The sequence below is a fragment of the Mycobacterium heidelbergense genome (assembly GCF_050205645.1).
GTDB classification, from domain to species: Bacteria; Actinomycetota; Actinomycetes; order Mycobacteriales; family Mycobacteriaceae; genus Mycobacterium; species Mycobacterium heidelbergense_A.
The window spans coordinates 214,718-232,122 of record NZ_JBNMQT010000002.1 but is presented as its reverse complement, the minus strand read 5'-3'; the positions used below and the strand labels follow the sequence as shown (position 1 = coordinate 232,122).

Below are 17,405 nucleotides of genomic sequence, written 5' to 3'. Positions count from 1 at the left end.
CCGCATAGGCTGGCCGGTTAATATATCGGCCCATGAAGCTGCGCGGTTTCGCGGCCGCGACATTGCTCGCCGCGACGTTGGTGATCGCCCCCGCCACGGTGCCGATCGCATCGGCCGCGTGCCCGGGCGCCGAAGTGGTATTCGCCCGGGGCCGGGAGGAACCACCCGGACTCGGCATTATCGGCGACGCGTTCCTCAATTCGCTGCGCGGTAAGACGGCTATGCCGGTTGGAGCATATGGGGTCAACTATCCCGCAAACATCAGCGTCGACGCAGGCGCCAACGACATAAGCGCCCACGTTCAAGCCATGGCCAAGCAGTGCCCGAACACCCGCGAGGTGCTCGGCGGCTATTCCCTGGGCGCCGAGGTGGTTGATCTCGCGACCTGGAGCCGCATACCGCCGGGCGCGGATCAGCACGTCGCGGCGGTTGCGTTGTTCGGTAATGGCACCCGGCAGGTCGCCCCCGCCTTTGCGGGTAAGACGATCGACCAGTGTGCACAGGGCGACCCGATCTGTCGTAACGGCATGAATTGGCCGTCGCATCTGCAGCCGTCGTATCTCAACTCCGGACTGGTGGATCAAGCCGCCAGCTTCGCCGCGGGCAGGCTCTAGCGCGTACGCAGATCGCGGGTGATCAGGATCCGCGACGCAAGCTCGTCATCGGGTGGGTAGTCCACGCCGATCAGCGTCAAACCGTGCGCGGGCGCGGCCGCGAAGTCGCTGGAGCGGTCCGTCGCGGTGAGCAGGTCGCGACACCAGGTGACCGGACGCCGATGCTCGCCAACGGCAAGCAGCGCCCCGATCAGTGAGCGCACCATCGACCAACAGAACGCGTCGGCGGTCACGTGCGCGGTGATCAACTCACCGTCACGCGACCAGTCCAACCGCTGCAGATCCCGGATCGTGGTGGCGCCGTCGCGCTGACGGCAGAACGCCGCAAAGTCGTGCAGCCCCAACAGGTCTCGCGACGCGGTACCCATCGCGTCCAGGTCCAGCGCGCGGGGCCACGCGGTGACGTAGCGTGCCTCCTGCGGTTCCACGCCGTAGGGCGCCGTGGACAACCGGTAGGCGTAATGCCGGCGCAGCGCCGAGAAGCGGGCGTCGAAACCCACTGGGGCGCGGGTGATCCCGAGGACCCGGACGTCGGTGGGCAGGAACCGGCCCAGACGCCGCAGCAGCGGCAGAAATTCCGGTTCGCCGGCGCGCGGTGCGCGCGGATAAGCGTTGGGCAGCGCATCGTCCGGCACGTCGACGTGTGCCACCTGCCCGGTGGCGTGCACGCCGGTGTCGGTGCGCCCGGCAGCGCGCAGCCGCACCGGGGTGCGGAAAACCGTCGTCAGCGCCTCGTCGAGAACGCCGGCGACGGTTCTCTGCCCGGCCTGAGTTGCCCAGCCCGCGAAATCCGTTCCGTCGTAGGCGATATCGAGCCGCAGACGGACGTCCTCGCTAACTGTCGCTGGCTCCGTCGCCCTCATCGGCGGCCTCAGCCTTGGCCTCTTCGGGCTCGGCGGCCTCAGCCCCGACTTCAGCCGTCTCGGTCTCGACCTCCTCGACCGTCGGGCCCTCCGCCGCCTCCGGCTCGACGGCGGCCTGCGGCGCCGCCGCTGCCGCGACAGGAGCGTCGGCCTTCTTGGAAGCCTTCACCCGACGCGCCCGATCGGCCTCCGACGTCACCGTCTTCTCCCGCACCAGCTCGATCACGGCCATCGGGGCGTTGTCACCCTTGCGCGCCTCGACCTTGATGATCCGGGTGTAGCCACCGTTGCGGTCGCTATAGAACGGTCCGATCTCCTCGAACAACGCGTGCACGATGTCCTTGTCGCGGATCTTCTTGAGAACCTCTCGACGGTTGTGCAGCGTGCCCTTTTTCGCGTGCGTGATCAGCTTCTCCGCGTACGGCCGCAGCGCACGGGCCTTCGGCTCGGTCGTCTTGATCCGACCGTGCTCGAACAGCGACGTGGCCAGGTTGGCCAGAAGGGCCTTCTGGTGCGAAGACGACCCGCCGAGGCGAGGGCCCTTGGTGGGCTTGGGCATTGCTGTCGCTCCTGTCTAGATGATTCTGGCCTTTAGAGCTGTTCGGTTTCCGCGTAGTCCTGGTCGTCGTAGGCACCCTCGGTGGACCAGGTGCCTGTGGCGACGTCGTAGCCCGCAACCTCCGACGGGTCGAAGCTCGGCGGGCTGTCCTTGAGCGACAGACCCAGCTGGTGCAGCTTGACCTTCACCTCGTCGATGGACTTCTGGCCGAAGTTGCGGATGTCGAGCAGGTCGGACTCGGTGCGCGAGACCAGCTCGCCGACGGTGTGCACGCCCTCGCGCTTGAGGCAGTTGTAGGAGCGCACGGTCAGGTCCAGGTCGTCGATCGGCAGCGCGAACGACGCGATGTGGTCGGCCTCGGCGGGCGACGGCCCGATCTCGATGCCCTCGGCCTCGACGTTGAGTTCGCGTGCCAGACCGAACAATTCGACCAGGGTCTTACCCGCCGATGCCAGCGCGTCGCGGGGAGTGATCGAACTCTTGGTCTCCACGTCCAGGATCAGCTTGTCGAAGTCGGTGCGCTGCTCGACACGGGTGGCGTCCACCTTGTAGGTGACCTTGAGCACCGGCGAGTAGATGGAATCGACTGGGATACGGCCGATTTCGGCGCCGGAGGCCCGGTTCTGCACGGCAGGCACGTAGCCGCGGCCGCGCTCGACGACCAGCTCGACCTCGAGCTTGCCCTTGTCGTTCAGCGTCGCGATGTGCATGCCGGGGTTGTGCACGGTGACACCGGCGGGCGGCACGATGTCACCCGCGGTGACGGCACCCGGACCCTGCTTGCGCAGGTACATGGTGACCGGCTCGTCCTCCTCCGAGGACACGACCAGGCCCTTGAGGTTCAGGATGATCGCGGTGACGTCTTCCTTGACGCCGGGCACGGTGGTGAACTCGTGCAGCACGCCGTCGATACGGATGCTGGTGACCGCCGCACCGGGAATGGACGACAGCAGGGTCCGCCGCAGCGAATTGCCCAGGGTGTAACCGAATCCCGGCTCCAGCGGTTCGATGACGAACTGGGACCGGTTGTCGGTGAGGATCTCCTCCGACAGTGTGGGTCGCTGTGAGATCAGCATGGTGTTTCTTCTTCTCCTTCTCGGCACCCGCTATTTGATGCCGCTCAGGTGTCCCGCACCGGGCGGCGCGGGAAGTCTTGTTACTTCGAGTAGTACTCGACGATCAGCTGCTCGGTGAGCGGCACCTCGATCTGCGCACGCTCGGGCAATTGGTGGATCAGGATGCGCTGGCGCTCCCCCACCACCTGCAGCCAGCTCGGGATCGGGCGCTCGCCGGCGGTCTCCCGCGCGATCTGGAACGGCACCGAGTTCACCGACTTGTCCCGCACGTCGATGATGTCGTACTGCGACACCCGATAGCTGGGAACGTCGACGCGCACGCCGTTGACCGTGAAGTGGCCGTGCGTGACGAGCTGACGGGCCATCCGCCGGGTGCGCGCGATGCCCGCCCGGTAGATCACGTTGTCCAGCCGGCTCTCCAGGATCTGCAGCAGCTCGTCACCGGTCTTGCCGGGACGGCCCGCGGCCTCCTCGTAGTAGCGGCGGAACTGCTTTTCCATGACGCCGTAGGTGAAGCGGGCCTTCTGCTTCTCCTGTAGCTGCAGCAGGTATTCGCTCTCCTTGATCCGCGCGCGGCCGTGCTGGCCGGGCGGGTAGGGACGCTTCTCGAACGCCTGGTCGCCGCCGACGAGGTCGGTGCGGAACCGGCGCGACTTGCGGGTGACGGGTCCGGTGTAACGAGCCATCGGTTGTTTCTCCTCCTAGACCCTGCGTCGCTTCGGCGGACGGACGCCGTTGTGTGGCTGGGGGGTGACGTCAGAGATCGCGCCGACCTCCAGGCCTGCGGCCTGCAGCGAGCGGATCGCGGTCTCCCGGCCCGAGCCGGGGCCCTTCACGAACACGTCGACCTTCTTCACGCCGTGCTCCTGAGCCTTGCGGGCGGCGTTCTCGGCGGCGAGCTGCGCGGCGAACGGTGTCGATTTCCGCGAACCCTTGAAGCCGACATGGCCCGACGACGCCCAAGCGATGACGTTGCCCTGTGGGTCGGTGATCGTCACGATCGTGTTGTTGAACGTGCTCTTGATGTGCGCGGCGCCGTGCGGGACGTTCTTTTTTTCCCGTCTGCGGGTCTTCTGACCCTTCTTGGGCGCCGCAGCACCACTTGCCTTCTTCGGTGGCATCGGTTACCTGGCCTTCTTCTTGCCTGCAATGGTGCGCTTGGGTCCCTTGCGAGTCCGCGCGTTGGTCTTGGTCCGCTGGCCGCGCACCGGCATGCCGCGGCGATGCCGCAGGCCCTGGTAGCAGCCGATCTCGATCTTGCGGCGAATGTCGCCCTGCACCTCGCGGCGCAGATCGCCCTCCACCTTCAAGTTGGCTTCGATGTAGTCACGCAGGTGGGTCAGCTGGTCATCGGTGAGATCCTTGGTCCGCAGATCCTTGTCGATGCCGGTGGCGGCCAAAATCTCGTTGGAGCGGGTACGGCCGATGCCGAAGATGTAGGTCAGCGCGATCTCCATCCGCTTGTCATGCGGTAGATCGACGCCTACTAGTCGAGCCATAGGTGGCGTTTCCTCTTATCTCATGCGGAGGTCTTGTCCCAGTCCGTTCCCGGCTGTTACCGGGGCCCGGCCTCCGTCCGGGCGTGGATGAGCGACGTATTCGCTCAGTGGTGCTGGGAGGTCTGCATTCAGTTGTGTGAAAGGGCGGAAGCCCTGACTAACCTTGCCTCTGCTTGTGGCGCGGATCGGAGCAGATCACCATGACCCGCCCATGCCGACGGATCACCCTGCACTTGTCGCAAATCGGCTTCACGCTGGGGTTGACCTTCACGGCTTTTCGATCCTGTTCTCGTCTGTTGGTGGGTTATTTGTATCGGTACACGATGCGGCCCCGGGACAGGTCGTAGGGAGACAACTCCACCACCACCCGGTCCTCGGGCAGGATGCGGATGTAGTGCTGCCGCATCTTGCCGCTGATATGGGCGAGCACCTTGTGACCGTTCTCCAGCTCAATGCGGAACATCGCATTGGGCAGGGGCTCGACCACGCGGCCCTCGACCTCTATGGCGCCGTCCTTCTTGGCCATAACCTCTCGTCAAATCCTCGTCGTTTAGTTTCGTTGCATCTGCGCACACATCGGCGCAGCATTCATACCGACTTGAAACGTGAGCCGGTGACAGGAAAATTCCTAGGGACTGGGCACGCAAAAGCCGGCGCGAAGACGCACCGTTGGTCCAGGATACCTGGTTATTCGGCCCCGGCCAAAATCCCTCCACGGAATAGCGCCCAGCCACCGCCGGTTGCAGCCACCATGACTGATTCTGCAGCTAGCAAGCCCAATCTCGGCCGGTTCGGATCGTTCGGACGCGGCGTCACGCCCCAGCAAGCCAAAGAGATCGAATCCCTGGGCTACGGGGCCGTCTGGGTGGGCGGTTCGCCCCCCGCCGAGCTGGCCTGGGTCGAACCCATCCTCGAAGCCACGACCACGCTGCAGGTGGCCACCGGCATCGTCAACATCTGGACGGCGCCCGCCGCGCCGGTCGCCGAGTCGTTCCACCGGATCGACAAGGCCTACCCGGGCCGCTTCCTCCTCGGCATCGGCGTCGGCCATCCCGAGGCCCACACCGAATACCGCAAGCCCTACGACGCGCTGGCGGAGTACCTGGACCAGCTCGACGAGCACGGCGTGCCCGCCGAACGCCGCGTGGTGGCCGCGCTCGGACCGCGGGTTCTCAAGCTTTCGGCGGAGCGCAGCGCCGGAGCGCACCCCTACCTCACCACCCCCGAGCACACCGCGCGGGCGCGTGAACTGATCGGCCCGTCGGCGTTCTTGGCGCCCGAACACAAGGTGGTGCTGACCACCGACGCGGACAAGGCACGCACGGTCGGCCGCAAGGCGCTCGACATCTATTTCAACCTGGCCAACTACCGCAACAGCTGGAAACGGCTGGGCTACTCCGACGACGAGGTCACCCGCCCCGGCAGCGACCGCCTCGTGGACGCGGTCGTGGCCTATGGCACGGTGGACCAGATCGCGGCTCGGCTGAAGGAGCACCTGGACGCCGGGGCCGACCACGTGCCCGTGCAGATCCTGACCAAAGATGAAAACCTGGTTTCGGCGCTCGCCGAGCTCGCGGGACCGCTTGGCCTGGGTCGGACGTGAGGTAAACGCGTAGGGGGACGCAGATGACCGACGCAGTTTCACTGAAACCCGACCTGGGCCGTTTCGGTGCTTGGCTGCCGACCCGCTCCGTCACCCCCGAAGTGGCCGCGGCGATCGAATCGCTCGGCTACGGTGCCGCCTGGATCGGCGGATCGCCCGACGCCGACCTGACCTGGGTCGAGCCGGCCCTGCAGCAAACCACGTCGCTGCAACTGGCAACCGGGATCGTCAACATCTGGTCCGCACCGGCGCCGGCCGTCGCCCAGTCGTTTGAACGCATCGAAAACGCCTATCCGGGAAGGTTTTTGCTCGGCGTCGGGGTGGGTCATCGCGAACTCACCGAGGAGTATGTGAAGCCCTTCGACGCGCTGGTGGGTTACCTCGACGAACTCGATGCGGCGATGGTGCCGACGAGCCGCCGGGTGCTGGCGGCGCTGGGGCCGCGCGTGTTGCGGCTGGCGGCGGAACGCAGCGCCGGCGCGCACCCCTACCTGACCACTCCGGAACACACGGCCAAGGCGCGCGAACTCGTGGGCAACTTGGTGTTCCTAGCGCCCGAACACAAGGTGGTGCTCACCACCGACCGCGACGAAGCCCGCGCGATCGGCCGCAGATATGTCGAGCTCAATCTGGGGCTGAGCAACTACGTAAACAACTGGCTGCGGTCGGGATTCACCCAGGACGACGTGCGAAAGCCGGGCAGCAACAAGCTGATCGACGCGGTGGTGGCGTACGGCACGCCCGAGGCGATCGCGGCTCGCCTCAACGAGCATTGCGAGGCCGGCGCCGACCACGTGGCGATCCAGGTGCTGGGCGGCTGGAACGAAGAAACGCTGCTGCCTGCACTGACCGAACTGGCCGGTGCGCTGGGGCTGGACCGCACAAACTGACCGCCCCGGTCGGTTAGGGTTTGGGCATGCGCTTGCTGGTCACCGGGGGCGCCGGTTTCATCGGCACCAATTTCGTGCACAGCACCGTCCGTGAGCGTCCCGACGTCGCGGTGACGGTGCTCGACGCCATGACCTACGCCGGGCGGCGCGAGTCGCTGGCCGACGTCGGCGACGCCATCAGGCTGGTCGAGGGCGATATCACCGACGGCGCGCTGGTTTCCACGCTGGTCGCCGAGTCCGACGCGGTCGTGCATCTGGCGGCCGAAAGCCACGTCGATAACGCGCTGTACGACCCGGAGCCGTTTCTGCACACCAACGTGATCGGGACCTACACCATCCTGGAAGCGGTGCGGCGCTATGGCGTGAGGCTGCACCACGTCTCGACCGATGAGGTGTACGGCGACCTGGCGCTCGACGACCCGCAGCGGTTCACCGAGTCGACGCCCTACAACCCGTCGAGCCCGTACTCGGCGACCAAAGCCGCCGCCGACATGCTGGTCCGGGCCTGGGTGCGGTCGTACGGGGTGCGCGCGACAATCTCCAACTGTTCCAACAACTATGGGCCGTACCAGCACGTCGAGAAATTCATCCCGCGTCAGATCACCAACGTCCTCACCGGCCGGCGGCCCAAGTTGTACGGCAGCGGTGCCAACATTCGCGACTGGATCCACGTCGATGATCACAACAGTGCGGTCTGGCGGATCCTGGAGAAGGGCGAGATCGGACGGACCTATCTGATAAGCGCCGACGGCGAGCGCGACAACCTGACGGTGCTGCGCACGCTGCTGCAGATGCTGGGGCACGACCCCGACGACTTCGACCAGGTCCCCGACCGCATCGGTCACGACCTGCGGTATGCCATCGACTCATCGGCGTTGTGCGACGAATTGTATTGGGCGCCAAAGCACACCGACTTCGACGAGGGTCTGCGGTCCACCATTGACTGGTACCGAAACAACGAATCCTGGTGGCGTCCGCTGAAGGACGCCGCCGAGGCACGCTACGAAGCGCGCGGTCAGTGAGATGAAGGTTCGCGAGCTCGACGTCCCCGGCGCCTGGGAAATCACTCCTGAGATCCATGGCGACTCGCGCGGCCTGTTCTTCGAATGGCTCACCGATCGTGGGTTCAGTGCCTTCGCCGGTCATTCGTTGGACGTCCGGCAAGCGAACTGCTCGGTTTCTGCCGCCGGTGTGTTGCGTGGCCTGCACTTTGCCCAGCTCCCACCGAGCCAGGCCAAGTACGTCACCTGCGTGGCGGGCTCGGTATTCGACGTCGTCGTCGATATCCGTTTGGGCTCACCGACATTCGGCCGATGGGATTCGGTGCTGCTCGACGACTCCGACCGCCGGACCATCTATATCTCCGAAGGCCTCGCGCACGGGTTCCTTGCGCTGCAAGATAATTCGACGGTGATGTACTTGTGCTCGGCGGAATACAACCCGCAACGCGAGCACACGATCTGTGCGACGGATCCGACGCTGGCAATCGACTGGCCTTTGGTTGACGGCGCCGCCCCCAGCTTGTCGGATCGCGACGCGGCGGCCCCCAGCTTCGACGAAGTGCGCAAATCCGGTGTCCTACCCGCCTGGGAGGACACACAGCGATTCATCGCCGGTTTGCCGAGCAAATAGTGGAGCCGCGCTACATACTGCTTGTGTGAAGCGTCAGTTGTCAGTTGCCGTTGTAGCCGTGACGATCATTGCCGGCCTCGCCGGCTGTTCCAGCGGCAATAAGGCCTCCGGCCCGTCGTCCAGCTCGGCGACGCCGCCCAGCCCAAGCTCCGCTGTCGTCCCCTCGAGCAGCACTCCCGTCGCGGCCCCGGGAGAAACAAAGGTCAGCGTGGGCGGTGAGCCCCTGAACGTCAGCGGCCCGGTGGTGTGCGCGACGAACAACGGCAAGTTCTCCATCGCGATCGGCGAGGCGGTCACCGGCGTGATCGTCGGGTTGGAGCCCGACGCATCGGTGGTCCACGACGTCGGGCTCGGCTCGATCAACGACGTGGTGCTGAGCTTCACCGAGGGCGCGCCCGGTAACAGCGCCGGCGCCACCAAGAACGGCAACAGCTATCACATCACCGGCACGGCCACCGGTGTGAACAACGTGGGCCTGCAGATCAGCAAGGCCTTCACGATCGACGCCACCTGCCCTTAGACGGCGGGTTACGCGGGTCGCGCCGGAGCGAATACCTCGATCACCCCGCTGACCTCGCGAACCATCAGCGTGGGCAACGGCTTTGGCGCGATCGGAAGCTGATGGGTGAGCACCTGCCCGGTGGGCGAGAACGACGTCGTGTGGCAGGGGCAGCGCAACCGGTCGTCGGGGGCGTCGAACCACAGCCGGCACCCTTGATGCGTGCACACCCCGGAAATGGCCTCCAGTTTGCCGTCGACACGGCGGACGAAGCCACTGACCGAGCCGAGGTCGAAGGGGTGCATGAGCCCGTCCGGCACGTCCGAGCTGGCCGCCACCCGCTGCCAGCTTCCGTCGTTGGGCGTGAGTTGGCCCGCGACGGCGGGGGCTTCGGCCGGGCCGCGCGTTACCGCTCGGTCGATGGATACCGCGGCGGCGGCGGCCGCGGCGGCGGCCGAGGTGCCGACGATGACCTGGCGGCGCGTGGTGTTGGCCTTCGGCGCGGCGGCCGGCGGCGTGCCGGACATCTGCTCCGCGAGGCGACCGTGCAGGTCGGCCAGGAATTCGGGGCTGGGGGCGTCGTCCACCTCGGAACCCTGGCGGGCCGCCCGCAATTCGATCGCCGTGCGGATCTGCGCCGCCTCGAAGTCGTCGGGCGCGAACGGCTTTGGCCGGCGGCCCCGCAGCAGGTCGTCGACGTAGCGGCGTAGTCCGCGCGCGTTCATGGCTGGCCCCCATCGTTGACTTGCGCTGCCAGTCGCAGAGCGCGGTGCTGGAGAACTTTGGCGTTGGCGACGCTGATCCCAAGTTCGGTCGCGGACTCCTTGATCGAATTGCCTTGCAGGAACCGCAGTTCCAAAATGCGGCGATAGCGGTCCGGCAGATTGTCGAGAACCTGCGCGACCCGCTGGGGTGCGGTGCTGATCGCTTCCTCGCTCTCGGGCGGTTGTTCGATGTCCTCGATCGCGGTGATTTCGCGGCCCATGGTCTCGCGCCAATGCGCGGCCAGCACCGTTCGGGCCGTGGCCCGCAGGTACGCGCGCACCTCACCGACGCTCGCGGTCAGGCGCAGCGGCCGCAGCGCGGCAAGGAAGACCTCGGCGGTGAGGTCTTCGGCGTCGGCCCGGTTGCCGACGCGTGCGAACAGCGTCCGGTACACCCAGGCCGCGTTGTCCTGATACACCGCGTTCCAGTCGGTATAGCCATCGTCCGGCACCGCGCGCAATGGTCGCGGGCCGACGGGTTCGTTTTGCGCCGCCACGTGCCTCCTTTACCGACCAATATCAGCTCGGGTTACACCGACGGCGCTGTAAGCGAGGATTCCTGGACCATCAGCTGGTCGAGTTTGGTGGCGGTGGCGGACAGCGCCGACTTGGCCATGCCCCGTATCCGGTCCTGGACTCGCGGCTTCGCCGACGCCGGCGCCAGGAGGTGGCCCATCAGGTGACCGAAAAGGTCCAGGCGGGCGTCGGTGAGCCACGAGGTCAGGTCCGGGTCCTCCATCCAGCGCAGCTGGTTTCCGTAGTCGGCCAAGGCGATGCGCAACCAGTCGAGGTCGGTGTCCGGATGCGGCAGTGGCACGCACAGCTGGTTTTTCACGGCGTCGTCGGGGTAAGCGGTTTCGACGTGGCCGACCAGTGCGGCGCTGAATATCTGTTGACAACCGCGCACGCTTTGCAGCGTGATGCGGCCGGTATCGAAAATGGGTGTGGCGGGCCGCTTTTCGGCGCCATCAGCGCTGCAGTCGATGTACAGCGCACCGCCGTCCATCGCGACCGATCCACCGTCGAGGATCATTTCGTCGGCGTCGATACGCAGCACGTGGCCCATCCGCACGATGTCGGAGATGCGCCGCAGCTGCTCGAGTTCGAGCCGGGTGACGGTCGCGCAGCGGTACATGGTGGGGCGGACCGCGGGATCGATCCGCAGCAGCGCGCCGGCGTCCTCGAGACGCGCAAACAGGTCCTCGACGGACTCGGCGTCCCTGACGGCCCGCAGTTGCGCGGTGAAGGCGGCCTTGATCTGATCGGCGAGCAACGAGCCGGGCTGGATCGTCGCGCGATCCAGTAACCACGAGTCCCGCGGCATGATCCACGTCAGCCGGTCCGGCGCGATGCCCTGGCCCAGCAGCCATAGGCAGGTGTCGATTCCGGTCTTGCCGGCCCCGACGATGACGTAGCGTTCGCGGGCGCCACGCGCGGGCAGGTCGTTGGGCGCGACGCATTCGATACCAGGCGCAACCCGATACGGGGGCGGGCGCATCGAGGGAACCATGACGCGCATGTAGGTGGCATCGACGACGCGGCGCGCCACGGTGACGGTGTACTCGGTCCCGGCCATCGTCACGAAGCGGCCTTGACCGTCATGCAGGCCGAGGTATTCGCTCATCGGGAAGTAGCTGACGCGGCCCGTCGGCAAGAACCGTTGACGCATCACGTGGTCGTAGTACGCGCAGACTTCCCCGGCCGTCGCGAGTTCGTACAGCCCTTTGTTCCAGCCGACTTGGTCGATGGTGTCGCTGCCGAGGCGCAACGAGTTCACGCCGTAGAACGCGGAGGGCTGATGCAGCCGCACGAACGGGTAGGCCGTCGTCCAGTGCCCGCCCGGCTGGTGGTAGCGATCGACCACCACCACGCGTGCCTCTGTCTCAGAGATCAGCGTGTCGATGAACGCCATGCCCATGGCGCCGGCCCCGACGACGAGGTAGTCGGCCTCGATGGTGTGCATACGGGGTAAAGGCTAACCCGGGTTGCCACCCCCTCGGGCGGTTACTAGGATATGCAAGTAATCGCGCGCATACGACTTCCGAGGACACCATGACCACACAGATCCCGCACTTCATCGATGGGAAGCGCACCGCCGGCCAATCCAGCCGCACGGCCGATGTTTTCAACCCCAGCACCGGCGCGGTGCAGGCGAAGGTGCCGATGGCCGGTAAGGCCGACGTCGACGCGGCGGTGGCCTCGGCCGTCGAGGCCCAAAGGGATTGGGCGGCATGGAATCCGCAGCGCCGCGCCCGGGTGATGATGCGCTTCATCGAGCTGGTCAACGCCAACAGCGACGAGCTGGCCGAGCTGCTGTCCCTCGAGCACGGCAAGACGGTCGCCGACGCCAAGGGCGACATCCAGCGCGGCATCGAGGTGATCGAGTTCTGCATCGGGATCCCGCATCTGCTCAAGGGCGAGTACAGCGAGGGTGCCGGCCCCGGCATCGACGTCTATTCGTTGCGTCAGCCCCTGGGCGTGGTCGCGGGCATCACGCCGTTCAACTTTCCGGCGATGATCCCGCTGTGGAAGGCCGGACCGGCGCTGGCCTGTGGCAACGCGTTCGTGCTCAAGCCCAGCGAACGTGACCCGTCGGTCCCGGTGCGTCTGGCCGAGCTGTTCTTGGAGGCCGGCCTGCCGCCCGGCGTGTTCCAGGTGGTGCACGGCGACAAGGAAGCCGTCGATGCCATCCTGCACCATCCCGACATCAAGGCCGTGGGCTTCGTCGGCAGCTCCGACATCGCCCACTACATCTATTCGACCGCCGCGGCGACCGGCAAGCGGTCACAGTGCTTCGGCGGCGCCAAGAACCACATGATCGTGATGCCCGACGCGGACCTCGACCAGGCCGTAGACGCGCTGATCGGGGCGGGGTACGGCAGCGCCGGCGAACGCTGCATGGCGATCAGCGTCGCGGTGCCCGTCGGTGAGCAAACCGCGGAACGGTTGCGCGCCAGGCTCATTGAGCGAATCAACAACCTGCGGGTCGGGCACAGCCTCGACCCCAAGGCCGACTACGGTCCACTGGTCACCGACGCCGCGGTAGCCAGGGTGCGCGATTACATCGATCAGGGCGTGGCCGCCGGCGCCGAGATCGTCATCGACGGCCGCGACCGCACCAGCGACGACCTGGCGTACGGCGACGCCAGCCTGGAGGGCGGGTTCTTCATCGGGCCGACCCTGTTCGACCACGTCACCCCCGACATGTCGATCTACACCGACGAGATCTTCGGGCCGGTGCTGTGCATCGTAAGGGCGCACAACTACGAAGAGGCAGTGGCGCTGCCGTCGGAGCACGAGTACGGCAACGGCGTGGCGGTCTTCACCCGCGACGGCGACACCGCCCGCGACTTCGTCTCCCGGGTTCAGGTCGGCATGGTCGGTGTCAACGTGCCGATCCCGGTCCCGGTGGCCTATCACACCTTCGGCGGCTGGAAGCGCTCCGGCTTCGGCGACCTCAACCAGCACGGGCCGGCGTCGATCCAGTTCTACACGAAGGTCAAGACCGTCACGTCGCGCTGGCCGTCCGGCATCAAGGACGGCGCCGAATTCGTCATCCCCACAATGAATTAGAGCATCATGTTTACTCTGAACGACGACGAACGCGTCATCACCGAGACGGCGGCCGCGTTCGCCGCCAAATGCCTTGCCCCGTATGCCCTGGAATGGGACACCACCAAGCATTTTCCGACGGACGTGTTGCGCGAGGCCGCCGGGCTCGGCATGGCGGCGATCTATTGCCGCGATGACGTGGGCGGCAGCGGGCTGCGCCGGCTCGACGGGGTCCGGATCTTCGAGCAGCTGGCGATCGCCGACCCGACGACGGCCGCGTTCATGTCCATCCACAACATGTGCGCGTGGATGATCGACACGTTCGGCACCGACGAGCAACGCAAGGAATGGATTCCGCGGTTGGCGCCGATGGACGTCATCGCCAGCTACTGCCTGACCGAGCCGAACGCGGGATCCGACGCCGGCGCCCTGAGCACGCGCGCCGTCAAGCAGGGTGGCGACTACGTGCTCGACGGGGTCAAGCAGTTCATTTCCGGCGCCGGCGCCTCCGACGTGTACGTGGTGATGGCCCGCACCGGCGGCGACGGGCCCCGCGGCATCTCGGCCTTCATCATCGAAAAGGACACGCCGGGGCTGAGTTTCGGCTCGCCCGAGGAGAAGATGGGCTGGCACGCGCAACCCACCGCGCAGGTGATCTTCGAGGGCGTGCGGGTACCCGCCGACGCGATGCTGGGCGGCGCGGATGGCGAAGGCGCCGGCTTCGGCATCGCGATGAACGGTCTCAACGGCGGCCGGCTCAACATCGCGGCCTGCTCGCTGGGCGGCGCGCAGTCCGCCTTCGACAAAGCGGGAGCCTATGTGCGCGAGCGGCAGGCGTTCGGCTCTCCCCTGCTGGACGAGCCCACCATCCGGTTCACCCTGGCCGACATGGCCACCGGGCTGGAGACCTCGCGAATGCTGTTGTGGCGCGCGGCAAGTGCGTTGGACGCCGACGACGCCGACAAGGTCGAGCTGTGCGCGATGGCCAAACGCTATGTCACCGATACCTGCTTCGAGGTCGCGGACAAAGCCCTGCAGCTGCACGGCGGCTACGGCTACCTGCGCGAGTATGGTCTGGAAAAGATCGTCCGCGATCTGCGGGTGCATCGAATCCTGGAGGGGACCAACGAAATCATGCGGGTCGTCATCGGGCGGGCCGAGGCCGCGCGGTTCCGGGCCAGCGTGTAGGAGAGGGAGCCAATGTCGGCAGTCGCGTTCTTGGGACTGGGCAACATGGGCGCGCCGATGTCGGCGAATCTGGTTGCCGCCGGCCACATCGTGCGCGGGTTCGATCCGGTGCCGGCGGCGGCCGCCGCAGGAGCCGCGGGTGGCGTCACCATATTCGACAGCGCCGCCGAGGCGGTCGCCGCGGCCGACGTGGTGATCACGATGCTGCCCAACGGCGAGCTGGTCAAGCGCTGCTACGTCGACGTGTTGCCCGCCGCGCGGGCGGGCGCGCTGTTCATCGACAGCTCCACGATCTCGGTCAACGACGCCCGCGAGGTGCACGCGCTCGCGGAATCGCAACGGGTTTCCCAGCTGGACGCACCGGTCTCCGGCGGGGTCAAGGGCGCCGTCGCCGGGACGCTGGCGTTCATGGTCGGGGGCGACGAGTCCGCGCTGCAGACAGCGCGGCCGGTGCTGGAACCGATGGCGGGCAAGGTCATCCACTGCGGCGCGGCCGGGGCCGGGCAGGCGGCCAAGGTGTGCAACAACATGGTGCTGGCCGTGCAGCAGATCGCGATCGGTGAGGCGTTCGTGCTGGCCGAGAAACTGGGGCTGTCGGCGCAGGCGTTGTTCGACGTGATCACCGGTGCGACCGGCAACTGCTGGGCCGTGCACACCAATTGCCCTGTGCCGGGCCCGGTTCCGACCTCGCCGGCCAACAACGACTTCAAGCCTGGATTCGCGACCGCGCTGATGAACAAGGACCTGGGCCTGGCGATGGACGCGGTGACGTCAACCGGTTCGTCGGCGCCGCTGGGCAGTCACGCCGCGGAGATCTACGCGAAGTTCGCCGCCGACCATGCCGACAAAGACTTCAGCGCGGTGATCGAGGTGCTGCGCGGCAGCTGAGCGCCGTCTCACACGGCCTTTCGGCGGCTCAGCAGCCACCCCACGAACAAGACGACGGTCCCCACTTCGGTGGCAACGCTGATCGCCGGGTGCGGCGCGGGTTGCCATCCCCGTTCGACGAAGCCGAACAACCCGACGGTGCGCGACAACACGAAGGCGCCCAGCGCTCCGGCCGCCAGCATCCCCGCCAGCCACACCAACCAATCAGGCCCGCCGACCGCGATGAGGAGCGCGATCGCGCAAAACACGCTCGCCTGCGCCAGGAAGCCGAACCCGACCACCGAGATGCTGCGATAGCCGTCGGAGTAGAGGTAGGCATGGTCTATGCCGCTGGCGGTCAGCGTTAGGGCAAGCCCGGCCCGCAGCACCATGTTGGTGAATGTCATTGCAGTTTCTGCTCCTTCAGCGCCAATGCCTGCCGGCCCTTGATGTAGCTGACCTCGCGAATCCCCAGCGCGTCATGCAGCTTCCCGGCGGGCAGGGTGACCGGTTTGGGGGCGGGCCCGTCGCCGGGATGTGGCAGCGGGTAAGCCGTTGTGGTGCCGCTGTAGAAAGTGATATTGCCCTCGGTCTTCGAGAACAGTTGGTGGACATGGCCATTGAGGCAGGTGACCGACGAGAATCGGCGCAGATAGCTCAGCGCCTGGCCGGCGTCGTCGGTGCCCCAACCCCACTGCGGATACATCGCGAACAGCGGGATGTGGCTGAACACGATGATTGGGGTGTCGCTCGACAATCCCGCAACGTCCTTCTGGACGAACTCGAGTTGGTCATTGCCGAGGTGCCCGAGTTTCTCGAGGTTCAACGTGTTCACCAATGCGATCACGTGCACGCCGGCGATGTCGAAGCTGTACCACCCGTCACCGCGGGATCCGGCGCCGAAGGCCTGCCGATACTTTTGCCCGGCATCGTCGGTGGAGTCGTGCTCCCCGGGAACGGTGAACACATGCGGCGTGGAAAACCGGGTCATCATCTGCTTGACCTGATCGAACTGTTCGGGGGTGGCCAGGTGGGTGAGGTCGCCCGTATGGATGACGAAATCGGGCGTGTAGCCCAAATGGTTGATTTGGTCGATGGCCCGGTTGAAGGAACCGATGACGTCAGGGTTGGCCTTTCCGTCAAACCCGATGTGACTGTCGCTCACCTGGGCGAAGCGCAGCGTGGGCTGGACCGGCGCCGTGGCGGCGGCGGTGCTGCCGCCTATGTGCGAGATCACTTCGCCGCCGGCGACGGCCAGCCCGACGGCCGCGCCGAACCACGCGGTGTGCCGGATGAGTTGGCGGCGCGTCATGCCGCGCGGATCTGGATCGATGCTCACTTAGCCTCCTAGGAGATCGTCAACGCGCCGTTGTTGAGTGTTACCGTCTTGGCGGGCAGTGGCTTTGGGGCCGGGCCATGAACGACGGATCCGTCGGCCACGCTGTACTGGCTGCCGTGGCAAGGACACTTGATGGTGCCGTCGCTGACCCGCTCCACTTGGCAACCCAGATGCGTGCAGGTGGCGCTGAACGCCCTGAACTGGCCCGGCTGTGGCTGGGTCACCACCGTGTCTTGGTCGCCCAGGATGACGCCACCGCCGACGGGAATGTCGCCGGGGCGCAATACCTGCGACGGCGCCGGCGCCGCGGCCTGATCGCCGCCGCCGGGGCCGCCCGGTGCCGCCTTCGGTTTCTCGCCGCCGCACGCGGCGATCGCGGCTACGGCACCCAACGCGCACGAGCCGATCAGCACGCGGCGCCGGGTCGGCACGCCGCGCCCCGGTTCGGAATCAAGCACGC

At 66.7% G+C, this 17,405-nt stretch carries 23 protein-coding genes; 9 read left to right on the top strand and 14 right to left on the bottom strand.

Annotated elements, in window-relative coordinates; genetic code table 11:
• The first annotated feature begins 32 nt into the window (after positions 1-32).
• Positions 33-614, top strand: a complete 582-nt coding sequence (locus ACQI5H_RS02690) for a cutinase family protein (protein WP_427077868.1) — start codon at positions 33-35, stop codon at positions 612-614.
• Here the strand turns inward: ACQI5H_RS02690 and truA are convergent.
• The 8 genes from truA to infA form a co-directional block, all read right to left on the bottom strand.
• On the bottom strand, positions 611-1,477 hold the full coding sequence (gene truA, locus ACQI5H_RS02685; RefSeq protein ID WP_427077867.1) for a tRNA pseudouridine(38-40) synthase TruA: 867 nt from the start codon (positions 1,475-1,477) through the stop codon (positions 611-613). The genes ACQI5H_RS02690 and truA overlap by 4 nt on opposite strands.
• Positions 1,449-2,036, bottom strand: coding sequence for a 50S ribosomal protein L17 (rplQ, locus tag ACQI5H_RS02680; RefSeq protein WP_427077866.1), 588 nt, complete (start codon positions 2,034-2,036; stop codon positions 1,449-1,451). Before rplQ ends, truA begins: the two co-directional genes overlap by 29 nt.
• Before the next feature lie 32 nt (positions 2,037-2,068).
• On the bottom strand, positions 2,069-3,112 hold the full coding sequence (locus tag ACQI5H_RS02675; protein WP_076126332.1) for a DNA-directed RNA polymerase subunit alpha: 1,044 nt from the start codon (positions 3,110-3,112) through the stop codon (positions 2,069-2,071).
• Positions 3,113-3,192: 80 nt separating this feature from the next.
• A complete protein-coding gene (gene rpsD, locus ACQI5H_RS02670; RefSeq protein ID WP_076061623.1) occupies positions 3,193-3,798 on the bottom strand; it encodes a 30S ribosomal protein S4 in 606 nt (201 codons plus the stop codon).
• 15 nt (positions 3,799-3,813) lie between these two features.
• Entirely contained in the window at positions 3,814-4,233 is a 420-nt protein-coding gene (gene rpsK, locus ACQI5H_RS02665) for a 30S ribosomal protein S11 (protein ID WP_076126330.1), read from the bottom strand.
• Positions 4,234-4,236: 3 nt separating this feature from the next.
• Positions 4,237-4,611, bottom strand: a complete 375-nt coding sequence (gene rpsM, locus ACQI5H_RS02660) for a 30S ribosomal protein S13 (protein ID WP_427077865.1) — start codon at positions 4,609-4,611, stop codon at positions 4,237-4,239.
• A gap of 157 nt (positions 4,612-4,768) precedes the next feature.
• Positions 4,769-4,882: a 50S ribosomal protein L36 gene (gene rpmJ / locus ACQI5H_RS02655; RefSeq protein ID WP_003879483.1), complete on the bottom strand. Its 114-nt coding sequence runs from the start codon at positions 4,880-4,882 to the stop codon at positions 4,769-4,771.
• Positions 4,883-4,915: 33 nt separating this feature from the next.
• A complete protein-coding gene (gene infA / locus ACQI5H_RS02650; RefSeq protein ID WP_003418601.1) occupies positions 4,916-5,137 on the bottom strand; it encodes a translation initiation factor IF-1 in 222 nt (73 codons plus the stop codon).
• A 225-nt stretch (positions 5,138-5,362) separates the two neighbouring features.
• Between infA and ACQI5H_RS02645 the strand changes: the two genes are divergently transcribed.
• From ACQI5H_RS02645 to ACQI5H_RS02625, 5 genes are read left to right on the top strand one after another with little or no spacing between them, the layout of a single operon-like run.
• On the top strand, positions 5,363-6,214 hold the full coding sequence (locus ACQI5H_RS02645; RefSeq protein ID WP_427077864.1) for an LLM class F420-dependent oxidoreductase: 852 nt from the start codon (positions 5,363-5,365) through the stop codon (positions 6,212-6,214).
• Positions 6,215-6,237: 23 nt separating this feature from the next.
• Positions 6,238-7,104 (top strand): LLM class F420-dependent oxidoreductase, encoded by an 867-nt coding sequence (locus ACQI5H_RS02640; RefSeq protein ID WP_427077863.1) that lies wholly within the window; start codon positions 6,238-6,240, stop codon positions 7,102-7,104.
• A gap of 26 nt (positions 7,105-7,130) precedes the next feature.
• Complete coding sequence (rfbB, locus tag ACQI5H_RS02635) at positions 7,131-8,126, top strand: dTDP-glucose 4,6-dehydratase (protein ID WP_427077862.1); 996 nt, start codon at positions 7,131-7,133, stop codon at positions 8,124-8,126.
• 1 nt (position 8,127) lies between these two features.
• Positions 8,128-8,736 carry a dTDP-4-dehydrorhamnose 3,5-epimerase gene (gene rfbC / locus ACQI5H_RS02630; RefSeq protein WP_427077861.1) on the top strand — a complete coding sequence of 203 codons (609 nt, stop codon included), beginning with the start codon at positions 8,128-8,130 and terminating at the stop codon, positions 8,734-8,736.
• Between the two features lie 58 nt (positions 8,737-8,794).
• A complete protein-coding gene (locus ACQI5H_RS02625; RefSeq protein ID WP_427077860.1) occupies positions 8,795-9,256 on the top strand; it encodes a lipoprotein LpqH in 462 nt (153 codons plus the stop codon).
• An 8-nt stretch (positions 9,257-9,264) separates the two neighbouring features.
• On the opposite strand, the gene ACQI5H_RS02620 is transcribed toward ACQI5H_RS02625, so the two are convergent.
• Genes ACQI5H_RS02620 through ACQI5H_RS02610 form a run of 3 tightly spaced genes read right to left on the bottom strand, consistent with a single transcriptional unit; the run spans position 9,265 to position 11,962 of the window.
• Positions 9,265-9,960, bottom strand: a complete 696-nt coding sequence (locus ACQI5H_RS02620) for a Rieske (2Fe-2S) protein (RefSeq protein WP_427077859.1) — start codon at positions 9,958-9,960, stop codon at positions 9,265-9,267.
• Positions 9,957-10,496, bottom strand: coding sequence for an RNA polymerase sigma factor (locus tag ACQI5H_RS02615; protein ID WP_076248399.1), 540 nt, complete (start codon positions 10,494-10,496; stop codon positions 9,957-9,959). The genes ACQI5H_RS02620 and ACQI5H_RS02615 overlap by 4 nt, the downstream gene beginning before the upstream one ends.
• 32 nt (positions 10,497-10,528) lie before the next feature.
• Positions 10,529-11,962, bottom strand: coding sequence for an NAD(P)-binding protein (locus ACQI5H_RS02610; protein WP_427077858.1), 1,434 nt, complete (start codon positions 11,960-11,962; stop codon positions 10,529-10,531).
• Positions 11,963-12,051: 89 nt separating this feature from the next.
• On the opposite strand from ACQI5H_RS02610, the gene ACQI5H_RS02605 reads away from it, so the two are divergent.
• Genes ACQI5H_RS02605 through mmsB form a run of 3 tightly spaced genes read left to right on the top strand, consistent with a single transcriptional unit; the run spans position 12,052 to position 15,627 of the window.
• The gene (locus ACQI5H_RS02605) at positions 12,052-13,572 is read left to right on the top strand and encodes a CoA-acylating methylmalonate-semialdehyde dehydrogenase (RefSeq protein ID WP_427077857.1); all 1,521 of its coding nucleotides are present in this window, start codon (positions 12,052-12,054) and stop codon (positions 13,570-13,572) included.
• 6 nt (positions 13,573-13,578) lie between these two features.
• The gene (locus ACQI5H_RS02600) at positions 13,579-14,739 is read left to right on the top strand and encodes an acyl-CoA dehydrogenase family protein (protein ID WP_427077856.1); all 1,161 of its coding nucleotides are present in this window, start codon (positions 13,579-13,581) and stop codon (positions 14,737-14,739) included.
• Between the two features lie 12 nt (positions 14,740-14,751).
• Positions 14,752-15,627, top strand: coding sequence for a 3-hydroxyisobutyrate dehydrogenase (mmsB, locus tag ACQI5H_RS02595; RefSeq protein ID WP_427077855.1), 876 nt, complete (start codon positions 14,752-14,754; stop codon positions 15,625-15,627).
• Between the two features lie 8 nt (positions 15,628-15,635).
• Here the strand turns inward: mmsB and ACQI5H_RS02590 are convergent, their stop codons facing one another.
• Genes ACQI5H_RS02590 through ACQI5H_RS02580 form a run of 3 tightly spaced genes read right to left on the bottom strand, consistent with a single transcriptional unit; the run spans position 15,636 to position 17,403 of the window.
• On the bottom strand, positions 15,636-16,013 hold the full coding sequence (locus ACQI5H_RS02590) for a hypothetical protein (RefSeq protein ID WP_427077854.1): 378 nt from the start codon (positions 16,011-16,013) through the stop codon (positions 15,636-15,638).
• On the bottom strand, positions 16,010-16,918 hold the full coding sequence (locus ACQI5H_RS02585; protein WP_427077988.1) for a metallophosphoesterase family protein: 909 nt from the start codon (positions 16,916-16,918) through the stop codon (positions 16,010-16,012). The genes ACQI5H_RS02590 and ACQI5H_RS02585 overlap by 4 nt, the downstream gene beginning before the upstream one ends.
• 35 nt (positions 16,919-16,953) lie before the next feature.
• Complete coding sequence (locus tag ACQI5H_RS02580; protein ID WP_427077853.1) at positions 16,954-17,403, bottom strand: Rieske (2Fe-2S) protein; 450 nt, start codon at positions 17,401-17,403, stop codon at positions 16,954-16,956.
• Positions 17,404-17,405 lie beyond the last annotated feature (2 nt).